13 protein-coding genes are annotated in these 14,811 nt (G+C 67.5%); 5 read left to right on the plus strand and 8 right to left on the minus strand.

Going from position 1 to position 14,811, the window contains the following annotated elements:
• Nucleotides 1-13: 13 nt before the first annotated feature.
• From KY497_RS03185 to KY497_RS03195, 3 genes are read right to left on the minus strand one after another with little or no spacing between them, the layout of a single operon-like run.
• Nucleotides 14-646, minus strand: a complete 633-nt coding sequence (locus KY497_RS03185) for an aminodeoxychorismate/anthranilate synthase component II (protein ID WP_055875485.1) — start codon at nucleotides 644-646, stop codon at nucleotides 14-16.
• Nucleotides 643-798, minus strand: a complete 156-nt coding sequence (locus KY497_RS03190; protein WP_017829942.1) for a hypothetical protein — start codon at nucleotides 796-798, stop codon at nucleotides 643-645. Before KY497_RS03190 ends, KY497_RS03185 begins: the two co-directional genes overlap by 4 nt.
• Before the next feature lie 28 nt (nucleotides 799-826).
• Entirely contained in the window at nucleotides 827-1,621 is a 795-nt protein-coding gene (locus KY497_RS03195; protein ID WP_218681947.1) for a class E sortase, read from the minus strand.
• 103 nt (nucleotides 1,622-1,724) lie between these two features.
• Here KY497_RS03195 and KY497_RS03200 point away from each other — a divergent pair, with 103 nt between their 5' ends.
• Entirely contained in the window at nucleotides 1,725-1,964 is a 240-nt protein-coding gene (locus KY497_RS03200) for a cell division protein CrgA (RefSeq protein ID WP_017829940.1), read from the plus strand.
• Between the two features lie 153 nt (nucleotides 1,965-2,117).
• On the opposite strand, the gene KY497_RS03205 is transcribed toward KY497_RS03200, so the two are convergent.
• Together KY497_RS03205 and KY497_RS03210 are read right to left on the minus strand one after the other, a co-directional pair.
• Complete coding sequence (locus KY497_RS03205; protein ID WP_141385602.1) at nucleotides 2,118-3,014, minus strand: rhomboid family intramembrane serine protease; 897 nt, start codon at nucleotides 3,012-3,014, stop codon at nucleotides 2,118-2,120.
• Nucleotides 3,015-3,035: 21 nt separating this feature from the next.
• A complete protein-coding gene (locus KY497_RS03210) occupies nucleotides 3,036-3,593 on the minus strand; it encodes a peptidylprolyl isomerase (protein ID WP_021201367.1) in 558 nt (185 codons plus the stop codon).
• A 147-nt stretch (nucleotides 3,594-3,740) separates the two neighbouring features.
• Between KY497_RS03210 and KY497_RS03215 the strand changes: the two genes are divergently transcribed.
• Together KY497_RS03215 and KY497_RS03220 are read left to right on the plus strand one after the other, a co-directional pair.
• On the plus strand, nucleotides 3,741-4,241 hold the full coding sequence (locus KY497_RS03215) for a hypothetical protein (protein WP_055871970.1): 501 nt from the start codon (nucleotides 3,741-3,743) through the stop codon (nucleotides 4,239-4,241).
• 56 nt (nucleotides 4,242-4,297) lie between these two features.
• Entirely contained in the window at nucleotides 4,298-4,753 is a 456-nt protein-coding gene (locus KY497_RS03220) for an aminoacyl-tRNA deacylase (protein ID WP_174799514.1), read from the plus strand.
• 49 nt (nucleotides 4,754-4,802) lie between these two features.
• Here KY497_RS03220 and KY497_RS03225 read toward each other — a convergent pair whose 3' ends face one another.
• Together KY497_RS03225 and KY497_RS03230 are read right to left on the minus strand one after the other, a co-directional pair.
• Nucleotides 4,803-5,225: an NUDIX hydrolase gene (locus KY497_RS03225; protein ID WP_055871579.1), complete on the minus strand. Its 423-nt coding sequence runs from the start codon at nucleotides 5,223-5,225 to the stop codon at nucleotides 4,803-4,805.
• Nucleotides 5,226-5,269: 44 nt separating this feature from the next.
• The gene (locus KY497_RS03230; protein WP_219869812.1) at nucleotides 5,270-6,865 is read right to left on the minus strand and encodes an amidohydrolase; all 1,596 of its coding nucleotides are present in this window, start codon (nucleotides 6,863-6,865) and stop codon (nucleotides 5,270-5,272) included.
• A gap of 120 nt (nucleotides 6,866-6,985) precedes the next feature.
• On the opposite strand from KY497_RS03230, the gene KY497_RS03235 reads away from it, so the two are divergent.
• Nucleotides 6,986-7,432, plus strand: coding sequence for a DUF1801 domain-containing protein (locus tag KY497_RS03235; protein WP_055871574.1), 447 nt, complete (start codon nucleotides 6,986-6,988; stop codon nucleotides 7,430-7,432).
• A gap of 20 nt (nucleotides 7,433-7,452) precedes the next feature.
• A complete protein-coding gene (locus KY497_RS03240) occupies nucleotides 7,453-8,571 on the plus strand; it encodes a Xaa-Pro peptidase family protein (RefSeq protein WP_141385604.1) in 1,119 nt (372 codons plus the stop codon).
• A gap of 69 nt (nucleotides 8,572-8,640) precedes the next feature.
• On the opposite strand, the gene KY497_RS03245 is transcribed toward KY497_RS03240, so the two are convergent.
• The gene (locus tag KY497_RS03245) at nucleotides 8,641-14,667 is read right to left on the minus strand and encodes a GH92 family glycosyl hydrolase (RefSeq protein WP_219869813.1); all 6,027 of its coding nucleotides are present in this window, start codon (nucleotides 14,665-14,667) and stop codon (nucleotides 8,641-8,643) included.
• Between the last annotated feature and the right edge of the window lie 144 nt (nucleotides 14,668-14,811).

Raw genomic sequence — 14,811 nt, forward strand, 5'->3', positions numbered from 1 at the left:
GCCGACCCCGCCGTCACCTCGACAGCGGGTGCAGGTCCTCTGCGCGCGCCACGGCATTCTCGTCCCCGCACAGCTCCAGCCAGTTCGCCAGAAGCCGGTAGCCTCCCTCGGTGAGCACGCTCTCCGGATGGAACTGCACACCCCACAGCGGCAGGTCACGGTGCGCCAGGGCCATCACTGTGCCGTTCTCGGTCCAGGCGGTCACGATGACATCGGAGGGCAGGTCGGACGCCGCGAGCGCCAGCGAGTGATAGCGACCCGCGTCGAACGGAGAGGGGACGCCGTCGAACAGCGGGGAGCCGTCGTGCGTGACCGCCGACACCATGCCGTGCATGAGCTCCGGCGCGGCGATCACCGGTGCCCCGAAGGCCTCACCGATCGTCTGATGCCCGAGGCACACACCGAGGGTCGGTATGCGCAGCCGCGTGGCGATGCGCACCGCGTCGAGCGAGGCACCGGCGTCGGCCGGGGTGCCCGGCCCGGGTGAGAGCATCACCGCGTCGTATGCGGGGAGCATGTGCTCGAGCTGTGCGGCGTCGGTGGCGTCGGACTCGATCATCACGGTCTCGGCGCCGAGCTCGCTCAGGTATCCGACCAGGGTGTGCACGAAGCTGTCGTGGTTGTCGACCACGAGCACTCGCGTCATTCGACGTCGACCTCGCCCGGAGCGATGATCGGGCTCACCCAGGGGAAGACGTACCAGAACAGTCCGTAGAGCACGGCGGCGATGACGACCACGAGGATGAGCACACGCAGCCACCACGGACCGGGCAGCAGGCGCCAGATTGCGGCGTACATCAGTCTTCTCCCTTGTCGACGTCCACGATCACACCGATGGTGCGGCCGGCGGGGGCGGCGGGTCGGTCAGAGCGGTCGGCGGGCCCTCAGCGCGCGGCTGGAAGCCCTCGAAGACCCCGTAGGCGACGATGCGCTCGGCGAGGGAGTAGAGCGGGGAGCAGGCGGTGAGGGTGATGTACTGCTCTCCGGTCTGCTGCTCCGGCATCTGCGGCACATCCGCGAGCACGTCCGTCTGCGTGGGCTTCACGTATTCGAGGGTGCGGAAGCGGTAGGTGTACCAGCCGTCGGGCGTCTCCACGACGATCGCGTCGCCGAGCTGCAGCTTGTCGAGCTGGTTGAACGGCTTGCCCCAGGTGGTGCGGTGTCCGGCGAGAGAGAAGTTGCCGACCTCGCCGGGCATCTTCGAGTTCGTGTAGACCCCGATGCCCTGCTGATCCAGGGTGCGTGCGCGGCTCGTGCCCCCGAAGATCCCGAAGTTGTAGTCCGCGCCGAATCGAGGGATGTGCATCTGTCCGAACCACTGGGCATCGGCCGGAGCTGCGGGGACCGGCGGGACGTATGTGGTGACACCGTCTTCACCCTCGATGACGGGCGGGAGCTCTGGTGCCTCGGCCTGTGCGAGGGCCTGCGAGACAGCGGCCCCCTCATCGTTCTTCTGGGCGCTGATGATGATGTCGCCGATCCACATCTGCCAGGCCACGAAGAGGAGGACCACCACGCCGGCGGTGAGGAGGAGCTCGCCGAGTACACTCGCGAACGTCGCGCGAGAGCGTGGTCGCTGCCGCCGCGGACGTCGCCCCCCAGGCACGACGGATGCAGTCATGCGGTGATCATATCCGGGAACGCTGGGCGGACGCCGAGGCCTCCCCGTCTGTGCGGGCATATGTGCCTCGGCGGAGGACAGCTCTGATGGGTACAATGACGGAATGGCACGTGACCGCAAGACTGAAGAACCCGCCGTCGAGCGCGCCGAAGGCGAGGCCGCTCCCAACGCCGTGTGGTTCAAGCCGGTGATGATCGGCTTCATGCTGCTGGGCCTCGTGTGGATCCTGGTCTTCTACATCTCCGGCATGCAGTACCCGATCCCGGGTCTGTCGAACTGGAACCTGGCCATCGGCCTCGGCATCGCGCTGATCGGCTTCCTCATGACCACCCGCTGGCGCTGACCCTCCCCCCCTTCTTCCAGAAAGGCCCTCTCGCATCGCGAGAGGGCCTTTCTCATACCTGGAGCGAAAGTTATCCACAGGTCCATCCACAGCCTGGGGAGAATTACACCGGTGTTATTCACAGGGGTTAACAACCCTGTTAACAACTCGGGATCAGGACAAAAGGATGAGCGGCGGCACGAACGCCACGACGACGATCAACAGGATGACCACCGCGGACAGCAGCACGATCTGCAGGGTGCGCTGTTCTCGGCGCTTCGTCTTGACGTAGATGAAGGCGACGAGGGCCCCGATGAGCACGCCGCCGAGATGCGCCTGCCAGGAGATCCGTCCGCCGCCGAAGACCAGGCCGTAGACGAAGTTGATGCCGAGGATCACGAGAAGTCCCGTGACGTTGGCGCCGAGGTGCCGCCCGACGATGAGGAGGGCGGCCATCAGGCCGAAGATCGCGCCGGAGGCGCCGACGGTCGAGGTCAGCGGCGCGAGCACCGCGACCATGACCGAGCCGCCGAGCCCGCTGATGAGGTAGAGGGCGAGGAATCGGACCCTGCCGAGCATGGGCTCGAGGCTCTGCCCGAGCATCCACAACGCGAGCATGTTGAGGGCGAGGTGGATGAAGCCGCCGTGGGCGAAGACGGCGGTCAGCAGTCGCCACGGCTCGAAGGGCAGGGGAGAGAGGTTCGGATACAGATACGGCGACGCGAAGAGCAGCTGAGCGGTAATCTGTTCGCCGATACCGGGGATCAGCTGCAGCAGGCCGATGAACGAGGTGACCGCGAGCAGCGCGTAGGTCACGACCGGCTTGCCGCCGCGGGTCATCGCCATGGTGGCGCCGCCGCCGCGCCAGCGTCGTGCCGCCTTCTTCTGCGCGGGAGTGCGGTTCTTGCGATCGGCGCTCATGCACTCCGGGCAGATGACGCCCACGGGCGCCTGTGTCTGGCACTCGGGGCAGATGGTGCGCATGCACCGCTGGCAGAGCACGAAGCTCTGCCGATCCGGATGCCGGTAGCAGAAGTTGTCGCGATTGCTCGTGAACTCAGGCGTGGTCATCCGGATCGGCCGCAGCTGTCGTCAGGCCGCGACGATGTCGATCGACTGCAGCACGACCGGCTCGACGGGTCGGTCGCCCGCACCGGTCTGCACAGCGCCGATCGCGTCGACGACGGCCTTGGAGGCGTCATCGGCGACCTCGCCGAAGATCGTGTGCTTGCCCTGCAGCCACGGGGTCGGGTCGGTCGTGATGAAGAACTGCGACCCGTTGGTGCCCTCGGGCTTGCCCGTGATGGCGTTGCGACGCAGGCCCGCGTTGGCCATCGCGAGGATGTAGGGCTCGTTGAAGTTGAGCTCCATGTTGATCTCGTCGTCGAAGTTGTAGCCGGGGCCGCCGACGCCCTGTCCGAGCGGGTCGCCGCCCTGGATCATGAAGTTCGGGATGATGCGGTGGAAGATGACGTCCTTGTAGAGAGGTCCCTCGCCGGGCTTGCCAGTGGCGGGATCGGTCCACTCCTGGGTGCCGTCGGCCAGGCCGACGAAGTTCTTGACCGTCTTCGGGGCGTGGTCACCGAAGAGGTTGATGACGATGTCACCGTGGTTGGTGTGCAGGGTTGCGACATGAGAAGCGTGAGCCATGTCAACATTCTCGCAGAACTTCCGGTGAGTTGGCCGTGGTGACTACCCCTGTTCGGTCGAATAAGCAAGGGGCGGGCGATTCCCGCCCGGCTTCCAGCCTCTCGTGGCAAGATGGGGAACCCGTACTCCAATGGACAGGAGAGCATCGTGAGCCTCAGCCGCAAGCGGAAGAAGGAACTGCGTCGTCTTCAGAACGACGCGAACCAGCTCTGGGAGAACCAGCAGGTGCTCGTCGGTCACGCCGCCGATGTCGCCCGTGAGGCCGGCCGTCAGCTCGGCAACCTCAATCGTGAGCAGGTCGTGCCGGTCATCCAGGACACGTACAACCGCCGTGTCGCCCCGGTCGTCGACCGCGGCGTGAAGATCGGCAAGCACGTCGTCGACGACAAGTTCGTGCCGATCGTGGGCGGAGTGGTCGGTACTGCTCTCACCGCGTGGGACGTCGCCAACGCCAAGCGTCACGGCGTCGCCGTGAAGGTGCGCAAGGCGACCGCGCCGCAGAAGTCGGGCCCCGGCCTGGGCTCCATCATCGCGATCATCCTCGGTGCTGCCGCGGCGGTCGGTGTGCTCTACGCCGCATGGCAGACGCTGCGCGCGGACGATGAGCTCTGGGTCGCGGACGACCCGCTCGCCGCACCCGACGCGTGAAGCCGTCTGACCCCGCCTCCGTCGCCCCTGGTGACGGAGGCGATCAGCATGCCCGGGTGAAAGAGGCGGCCGCGGCCCGGGGACTCGAGATCGAAATCCGCGAACGACCCGCCGCCGGCAGCCTCTTCGAGGCAGCAGAACTGCTCGGCATCCCGGCGTCGGGCATCGTGAAGACCCTCGTCGTGAAGCGGTCGGATGACACGTTCCTGTTCGCGCTCGTGCCGGGTGGTCGATCGATCTCCTGGCCCAAGCTGCGTGCTCTGGTCGGTGTGAACAAGCTGCGCCTGCCCGAGCCCGAGTTGGCGCTCGCGGCGACCGGCTACGAACGGGGAACCATCGTCCCGATCGGCAGCACCACGGATTGGCCGATCTACGCCGACGAGTCGATCGTCGGTGAGCGGATCGCCATGGGCGCGGGTGCCCATGGGTACAGCCTGTTCGTCGAGGCGGACGACCTGATCGCCGCGTACGGCGCCATCGTCGCCGACATCTCGGTGCCCGAAGAGCGCTGATCCTCATCGCCGCGTTCGCGGCACGAGCGCAGCACGTCGACAGGGTCGGTCAGAGGATGCCGGCCATCCTCAGCGCGATGTCGACCAGTTTGACGCGCTGCAGCTCCGCGACCGTCTTCAGGGGGAACCACTCGGCCATGTCGGTCGAACCGCCGGTCTCGAACCGGAGCTTGCCACCCGTCACCTCGGCGCGGTACACGATGCGCAGGGTATGCAGCGGATCCGCGGCCTTCTGCACGCGACGACCGGCGGGGATCACCCGGGAATGGATGCCGAGCAGTTCGCCGACCTTGACTGTGTAGCCGGTCTCCTCGCGAAGCTCGCGACGCACCGCGTCCTCCGGCGACTCACCGGCCTCCAGCCCGCCGCCCGGCATCGTCCACGCCACGCGACGGCCCTCGGTCCAGCGCGCCAGCAGTAGCCGCCCGTCGTCATCGGTGACGACCGCGTACGCCGCGACACGCAGGTCCATGGATCACACACTATCCGTCGACGACGATGGGCGATGACAGCGCGTCAGACCACTCGCACACCGGCCACGTACGTGGACTTCACCTGCGTCGCGGCGAGCTCTTCGGAGGACACCGTGACCGGGTCGCGATCCACCACGATGAAGTCCGCGAAGAGGCCGGGGGCGAGGGCACCCACCTCGTGCTCGCTGAACAGCTGCCAGGCCGCGTTCACCGTGTGCGCGAGGAGCGCCTGATCCCTGGTGACCGGTGAGCCGCCGGGCATGCGATACCCGTTGCGGGTGGTGCGGGTCTCGGCGACTGCCATGTTGCGGAAGGGCTCGTCGGGGGTGACCCACCCGTCGTTGTGGAACGTCATGCGGTGGCCGGCTGCGAACGCGGCGCCGGCATCTGCCCATGCGCCCCCGTGTTCCGGACCGAAGAGGTCATCGACGAGCACCTCGCCCCAGTACGTGATGTGGTCGACGAACAGGCTGACCGTGAATCCCAGAGACGCCGCGCGCTCGAACTGCGCTGGCGTCATGGCGCCGCAGTGCTCCAGCCGGAAGCGATGATCGGTGAGTCCGTGCCGCGCGATGATCTGCGCGTAGACGTCGAGGGTCGCATCGATCGCGCGGTCCCCGTGCGCGTGACAGGCCAGCTGCCAGCCCGCGGCGGCATAGGGCTCGGCGATGGCCGAGAGCTCGTCCGAGGTGTAGTTCGCCCGCCCGATGTGGTGGGGCTCGAGTCCGAGCGCACGGGTCGCCGGGGTGTCGAGATAGGGGAAGGACGTGGCGATGTTGCCGACCCACGGAGAGCCGTCCGACCACGTCTTCACGCCCGTCTGGCGGAAGAACGCATCGCCGCCGCCTCGTGCGGAGGGCATCCCACCCGGACGGGACATCTCGTACCACCGCAGGCGCACCGGCATCGCACCCTTCGCGCGCAGGGCGTCGATGAGAGGATCGAGTCCTCGATTCCACGACAGGTCGGACACGGTGGTGATGCCGCGCGCGGCCAGATCGCGCAGGTGCGCAGGAAGGATGCGGGGGAGATGCTCCTGCGCCGTGGCGAGCATCGGGGCGACGACCATCTCGACCGCAGCCGCCTCGAGCGCGACGCCGGTGAGCTCCCCCTCGGCATCACGACCGAACGAGGCGCCGACCGGATCGGGTGTGGTGCGGTCGATGCCTGCAGCGAGCGCGGCGGCGGTGTTGAAGTAAACCGAGTGCCCGGAGTTGTGGATCACGACGAGAGAAACACGGCCGGCGAGGTCGTCGAGGAAGCGGATGTCGGGGTCGGGGAGTCCGCGCTGCAGCAGCGAGTCCCATCCGTTCGCGAAGACGGGTTCCCCGTCGGCCTCCGCGACCGCCGTGCGCAGAGCTGCGAGGACATCCTCGGCCCGGGGCACGACCACGGGCCGGAGGTCGACGACCAGATCGGAGAGCAGGATCGCGGCGAACCCGGGATGCCCGTGCGGCTCGATCAGCCCCGGCATGACCCATCCGTCGAGTGCGACCATCTTGGCGTCGGGGTAGGTGCGGCGAATCTCCTCCGCCGAACCCACGGCCACGATCGTGGCGTCGTCGACCGCCATGGCTTCGACTTCGATGTCTGTGCTCGGCGCGAACGGGCGGATGCGGCCGGTGAAGACTGTCGTCATGGCGTCAGTCTGGCACTCGGGTGCGGCGCGGCGAGGGATCGATCAGGAATCGAGAAGCGCATCCGTGTCCTTCCTCCGTAGTGTGAGCACCACACCGGCAGCACATCGAGAGGACCGATCATGGCCGAGAACGAGAAGAACTTCAGCGCCGAGGAACGCGAGGCCATGCAGGCTGCCGCGAAGGAGGCCCGCACACGGCGTTCCCGGGCGAAGAAGTCACCGGAAGAGCTGCGGGCAGCGGGGGAGGCCGACCTCAAGGAGGCCATCGAGAAGCTCACTCCCGAAGACCAGGCTCTGTCGAACAAGCTGCACGCTCTCGTCTCCGAGGTCGCCCCCGAGCTCGTCCCTCGCACGTACTACGGGATGCCGGCGTGGGGTCGCGACGGGAAGGTGCTCTGCTTCTTCCAGCCGGCGAGCAAGTTCAAGGTGCGCTACGGCACCTTCGGCTTCGAGCCGATCTCGAACCTCGACGACGGCACCGTCTGGCCTACCGCGTATGCGGTGACCGATCTCACGGAGGCAGACCTCGCTTTCCTGGCCGAGCGCATCCGTGTCGCGATCAGCTGACGCGCAGTAGCGTGGAGCGTGTGAGCACACTGCCCTTCCCCGCCGCCGTCTACGCCGCCCGCCTCGCCCGTGCCGCCTCCCTCGCCGCCGAGGCCGGGCTCGACGCCATCATCGTGGGACCGGGCCCCGATCTGCAGTATCTGGTCGGCGTCGAGGGCGACACGATCGAGCGACTCACCGCTCTGGTGCTCGGACCCGGCGTCACCCCGACGGTCGTGGTGCCGAGGATGGAGCTGGCGAAGGTGCGCACCACCGCGGTGGGCGAGCTCGGACTCGCCATCGCCGACTGGGTCGACGGTGAAGACCCGTATGCACTGGTAACCGCAACCGTGGGCACCGCATCGCGCGTGGGTGTCTCCGACGCCCTTCCCGCCCTGCACGTCATCCCGATCGGCGAACGACTGGGCGTGCGCCTGGAGCTCGCGACTCCGGTGCTGCGGGAGGGGCGGATGATCAAGGACGCCGAAGAGATCACAGAACTGCGGCGAGCAGCCGACGCCATCGACGCGGTGCACCGCCGCGTGCACGAGTGGCTGCGGGCAGGACGCACCGAGCGCCAGGTGGCCGCCGACATCGCCGAGGCCATCGTCGCCGAGGGCCACCGCACGGTCGAGTTCGTGATCGTCGGGTCGGGCCCGAACGGCGCCGACCCGCATCATGAGGTCTCGGACCGGGTGATCGAGAACGGCGATGTGGTCGTCGTCGACATCGGCGGTGCGGTGCCGAGCGGCTACAACTCCGACAGCACCAGGACCTACGCCGTCGGCGCCCCCGACCCCGCAGCGGCTGAGCGCATCGCGGTTCTCGTGCGAGCGCAGCAGGCGGCCGTGGATGCCGTGCGTCCAGGAATCACCGCAGCCGAGGTCGATGCCGCGGCGCGTAGCGTGCTCGCCGAGGCGGGCCTGGGTGAGGCCTTCCTGCACCGCACGGGGCACGGCATCGGCGTCTCGGTGCATGAGGAGCCCTACATCGCCCCGGGCAACGATCTGGTGCTGCGCGAGGGCATGGCGTTCAGCATCGAGCCCGGCATCTACTTCGCCGGCGAATGGGGTGCCCGCGTCGAGGACATCGTCGTGGTCACGGCCGACGGGGGAGAGCGGTTGAACGTCGCGCCGCACGAGCTCACCTCGGTGATCTGAGCCTCGCTCGATCAGCCTGAGAGGCCGCCCTCCCCGATCACGGGGAGGGCGGCCTCTTCTCGCAAGGGGTCAGGACTCCATGCGGCGCCGACGGGTCACGAGCACCCCCCCGGTCACCACGAGCAGGAACAGGATCGCGATCACCGCGGCCGGAACCGCACCACCGGTGCCGGCGAGACCGCCACCTGCGCCCGCCGCGGCCGTGACAGTGAGGTCTCCTTGTGCTGTCAGTCCTGTGCGTGCTCCCACGGCGATCAGCGTGTGGTCACCGACCTCCGCCTTTGCCGGGATCGTCACCTCCACGCGGAACGCACCGTTCGCGTCGGCGACGACCTCAGCCAGGTGGAGGGGCTCGGAGTGGAGCGTGAGCGAGATGGTCTCTCCGGAGCCGAATCCCCGCCCCGTCACCTGCACGGTGCCGCCTTGCGCCACCGTGCTCGCTCCGATCACGAGCTCCGCCTGCAGCACCGGGGTGTCGCGCGCGTTGATCGTGAGCGGTGACGACTCCGAGCCACGGTAGGCCGTCTCGTCGGACGGGATGAAGCGCGCCACGTAGGTGTGCACGCCCGAGGTCGCAATGGTGACATCGGCAGTGGCCGTACCGCCGGTGACCTCGGCCGAGCCCACTACATCGTCCCCCTCGAAGAAGTCGACCTTGCCGGCGGCACCCGCAGGCTTCACCGTCGCCACCAGGGGGATCGACTCGCCGGCAACCGGATCGTCGGCCCCGGCCGCGAGCGCCACCGAGGTCTTGCGCGGGGCCTGCGGATCGGCAGCGACCAGAACAGAGGCACGAGCCTCGACCTGAGAGACCTCGCCGAGCGCGATCACCGGGTGGGAACCATCGATCGCATCGACCGGCACCATCAGGTCGGCATCGAGACGACCGCTCTCGTCGGCCGATGTCTGTACCGGGGTCTCATCGTCGATGCGGATAGAGACGTTCTCCTTCGGCGCGAAGCCCGTTCCGGTGATCGTCACGGTGTCGCCCGGCGTCGCCGTGGGAGTCACCTGGATCTCGGGTGTGTACTCGGGCTCGGGATCGACGACCGCGATCTCGAGTTGCGCCCCAGCCGACCGCACCCCGTCGTCCGCCGTCACCGTCACCGCATAGGCGCCGGCGACGGCGTAGGTGTGGGTGCCGGTGACGGCGCCGTCCACGATCGACACCGGCGCGACGGGTGAGCCGTCTCCCCAGTTCACGACCGCCGAGGTCTCACCCTGTCCGCCCGCGATGACGGCGAGGGACGCCTCGAACTCCTCGCCCGCGATCTGCTCTCCCACAGCGCCAGCCGTGACGCTCAACGGCTCCATGGCCGCATGCTCGCCATCGGAGGCGATCGCGAAGATGTGCACGCGTCCATCGTTGAGCGAGCCGGCCTCCTTCGGCATCGTGAACGACTCGACGACCTTGGCGACACCGTCCTCGTCCACCGCGAGATCGATCGGAGCCGTGGCATAGATGGCGGTGTTCTTGACCGACCCCTCAGCACCGGTTCCCGAGAGGCGTCCCTCCGAGACGGCGAGCACGGTATTGCTCTTGTACGGATTCCCTGATGCACCGACCCAGTCGCCGAGGCTGATCGTCACCTGTTGCGTCGAGCCGTCGGTGAAGTGCAGCGTCGCGATGGAGTCGCGATTGCTCTCGGTGGCCGTTCCGATGAACGCGATCTGCTTCGCGCCGCTACCGAACGACACCTTGACCGTCTGTCCTTCACCTGTGATGTTGTCGGGAGCCCCCGCCGGGATCGCCGGGAGGTCGTAGGTCAGCGTCGTCCCGGGGACCGTGAGGGTCTGACCCTGCACGAACCCGTCGGCGTTGATCTTGTCGCGGAAGTAGCCGTGGCCCTGTGAATCGCAGTTCGCAGCCGTGACACCGAGGTCGCCGATGCAGACGTTGTTGAAGGCGCCGTTCAGCGTCTCGTCTCGGAACACGGTGACCGTCGCGGTGGTCTGAGCCACCGCACCTGCCGAGTCCCGCACCGTGACGGCGGCCGAGTAAGTGCCTGGCACCGTGAAGGTGTGCGGCGCACTCACCTTCCATCCGCCGAGGTCGTCGCGCATCAGCTTCACCTCATCTACCGGAGCGTCATCACCGTAGTCGACGGTGACGGTGTAGCCGGAGGCCTCGGTCTCCGTCCCGACCACGGTCGCGAGCGGGCCGGAGAACTCGCGGTCGACCGCCACACCCTGCGGCGCACCGGGCGCGATCGACAATCCGTCTGCCGCCGAGGCGGAGGCGAAGAGCTCGATCTCCGACAGTGCCAGCGTTGCCGCATCCGTCTTCAACGTCACTCTCACGCTCGTGTAGCCATCCTGGTTCGCGGCCGTGAAGGGGCGCGTCTGCGAGTCCCACGTGAACGACTCACCGGAGCGACTGTCCAGCTCGGTCCACGTGCTGCCGTCGAGCGAACCCTCCAGCTTCCAGCTGGACGGGGCATTCGTCTTCGCCGCGCTGGTGAGCGTGTACTGACCGATGGAGACGGGTCCGGACTGCGAGGTCCAGACGAGCTCGGCGGTGTCGCCCGAGAACGAGACCTTCGAGTTCATGCTGTCGTCGGCCAGAGCACCGACGGGGGTGCCGTCAGTCGCCGCCAGAACTCCGCGGCCGACCTTCGTCGCATCCACCAGCGTGGTGGGCACGTCGAGCTTCTCGTCGAGGTCCTTGGCGCCCCAGGTCGAAGGCGTCGCGCTCATGGTGAAGTCGAGCGTGCCGCCGTCGCGCACCAGGTCGCCGTCGAACGTCGTCTCGGTGATCGCCGTGCCATTGATGCTGGCGCCTGCGACGTACTTGTCGCCCGCGGATGCTCCGGGAGCGTTGATCACCAGTTCCTTGTCACCGATCGAGAGCGTCGCACTGTCGAAGAGCGGTGAGCCGATGGTGTAGTCGCCGGAGCCGACCTCGAGCGGGTAGAAGCCCAGCGCCGAGAACACGTACCAGGCCGAGAACTCGCCGTTGTCCTCGTCGCCCGGATACCCCTGGCCGATGTCGGAACCCACGAAGAGACGGTCCTGGATGTCGCTGATCAGCTCCTGCGCCCCCGACGGGTCACCGGCTTCGGCGAGCACGTAGGGGATGTGATGTGCGATCTGGTTCGACATGCCGAGCATCCCGAGTCGCACGTCGCGCGCTTCCCTCGCCTCGTGGATGCCGGAGTAGTCGGCCTTCTCTCGCGTGGTGAGGAAGTCGTGCATCACGTCGACGAGTCCCTGGCGCCCGCCGTAGAGGGCGGCCAGGCCATCCACGTCGTGCGGAGCATGGAACCCGAAGGTCCACGCGCTCGCCTCCGTGAAGGCACCGCCCCAGGCCTTCTTGTCGAAGTCGGCGCCCGAGGTCCAGGTGCCGTCGGCATTGCGGGAGGTGAACGTGCCCGCCTCGGGGTTGTACATCTCGACGTAGTGCTCGGCGCGCGCCTCGAAGTACGTGGCTTCCTCCTCGAGCTGCGCCACGCGATCGGCCGGGGTGTTCGGGTCCTCGGAGAGGGCCTTCGCCATCTCCGAGATCCCGAAGTCGTTGATGTAGCCCTCGAGGCCCCAGGATGCGCTCTCGTGCGTCGTCTCCTCGGTGTACCCGAGGAAGATCGACTGGCCGAGGCCCTTGCGGCCGACGGCGTTGGATGCCGGGAGCACCGTGGCGTTCTTGACCGCGGCGTCGTACGCCTCGAGTGCCGTATCGGTGCTGAGGGCGCCGGCGAGATACGCTTCCGCGAAGGCGACGTCGGAGCTCGTGCCGGTCATGAGATCCGCATAGCCGGGGGAGGACCATCGGGCGACCCAGCCGCCGTCGCGATACTGCTGCACGAAGCCGTCGACGAGCTCCTCTGTAACCTCGGGGTAGAGCAACGAGTACAGCGGCCACGCGGTTCGATAGGTATCCCAGAAGCCGTTGTTCACATAGACCTTGCCGTCGACGATCTTGGCGTTGGTCTGGGTGTCGCTGGCCTGCCCGGTCGTCGCCGACACAGGGCTCGCGTACTTGAAGACGGGGTCTGTCTCGGTACCCGTGTTCTCGAACTGCGAGTTCGGGTACAGATTCAGTCGGTAGAGACTCGAGTAGAGGGTGACGAGCTGGGTGTCGCTGGCCCCCTTGACGTCATGCACGACGGAGAGTCGCTCGTTCCACGCATCCTTGACGGCGGCATGCGCCTCATCGAAGGAGACGCCTTCGACCTCGAAGCCGTGGTTCTTCTCGGCCTGTTCCTGCGAGATGAACGACGACGACAGCCGCAGCTCGACCGTGCGGTCGCTGGTCGTATCGAATGCCGCATAGCGCGCGGTGGCGTTGCGGTTACCCACCGTGGTGGGTCCCGCCGCGGACGGGGCGCGGTCGAACGTGCCGTAGACGAACATACGCGTGCGCCCCGGCCACCCGGATCCGCCGTCGACCCAGCCGCTGACCGTGTCGCCCGAGATCGTCAGCTTCGACGAGTCGACGAGCTGGTCGATCAGGATCGAGCTCGCATCACCTGCGAACTCGAACCGATAGATCGCGCCATGATCGGTGGCTGTCACCGCAGTGCGGATGCCGTTGTCGAACGTGACGTCGTAGATGTCGGGGCGCGCGATCTCGTTCTCGTGCGAGAACGTGATCCTGCGGTCGTTCAGATTCGAGGTGGGATTGGCGTTCGCGGCGGGAAGAACGGCGATCTGGTTGCGATCTCCCATCCAGATGCTGGGCTGGTGGGAGAAGCCGATGCCGTTGAGACCGGTCCTGTTCTGCGCATTGTTCGCGCGCTGGTACTGGTAGATCGTCCCGACGTTGTCGGCGTTGGTCATCGGTGTGATGAAGTTGAATCCGTTGGGCCAGGCGGTGGCAGGCAGGTTGTTCCCGCGCGAGAAGCCGCCAGTCGAGTTCGTGCCCCGACGGGTGTCCACATAGGAGACGAAGCCGTCCGAGGTGTCCCGTGCGGCGGCGACACCGATCTCGACGTCGTCGAGCCAGCCCGTGAAGGAGGTCGCTCCGGTGGGCACCTCGATGCCCTTCACGTCGGATCCCGGGTGGTCGTAGGTGAACAGGATGTCGTCGATCGTGCGCCCCTCGAACGAGCCGAGGTCGACGGTCACCTTGTTCCACTGGTTCGGCCAGAGCGCGTTCGAGAGTCCCTGCTGGCGCGCATCCGTGCCGTATCCATAGGTGTCGACGGCACCACTCGCCGAGAGCGTCGTACCGTCGTCGAACGCGAGGTCGACAGCGACGAACGTCGCAGCATAGGTCTGCTCACCGTCGAGCACAGGGAACACGAGGTAGGAGAGCTCGCTGTCCGCAGCCACGTCGATGTCGACGTCGCTGTACAGGGTGCTGGTCGACGAGGCGGGCCCGTCGGCCAGATGGCGGCCGGAGTACTGCACGGCCTTGGTACCGGTGAAACCGACGCCGGTCTTCGCGGTGTCGGATGCCGTGGGGCCGTTGCCGATGGCGAGGCGCAGATCCTGCGCGACAGGAACGCCGTCGGTCGCCGTGAGGGGCTCGAAGTCGGCGAGCTGAACGAGTCCCGTCGTGGCGACGCGGGTCTCGAGGACCTCGAGCCGGTAGTACTGATATGCGGCGCTCGGAGCGGCGAGGTCGAAAGTGCGGGTCTGGCCGCGACCGGTGAACATCTCGTCCGTGCGCTCGTCGACGGTGGTCCAGTCGGTGCCATTGTCGGATCCCTGCACCCGGAAGTTCTTGGGGTCGCGCTCGGGGGCATCAGCGCCCGACGTGAGCGTGTAACGGAGCAGGGGCTGCGCAGCCGTGAGCTGGTACCGGATCCAGCCCGTGCGTGCGAAGGCGAGCCACTTGGTCGACGCGTTCGCGTCGGCGGCGAACGTCGCGGCCTCGTTGGGAGGATTCTCGGCCGACGCGGTCACACCGTTCGGCGCGATGCTCGGCAGCATGCTGCCCGGCACGAAACGGCTGCCGGTCACATTGACGGGCTGACCCGTTCCCGTGAGCACGGGGGCGGCATCGGCAGACTCGAATGACGATGAGAAGGCGCCTCCTGCGGCGGCTGCCGCCGGCATGGGCGTCAGCATCGCGAGGGTCACCGTCAGGGCTGCGCCTGCAGCGATCCAGCCGCGGCTCAGGGGTCGTTCTCTTCTCGGACGGGCAACCGTCATGATGTGCTCCTCAAACTCCACCACTGTGTGTCGTTCGCCTGTCGCAGATGCCGGGTGAGCCTGCGTGGGGCGGTATGACATCGCTGTCATATGATGAGGAACCTATCACAGCGGTCGCGGCGTGGGGAAGGTGCATCTCCTGTC

Source organism: Microbacterium sp. PAMC22086, from assembly GCF_019443525.1.
Lineage (GTDB): Bacteria > Actinomycetota > Actinomycetes > Actinomycetales > Microbacteriaceae > Microbacterium > Microbacterium maritypicum.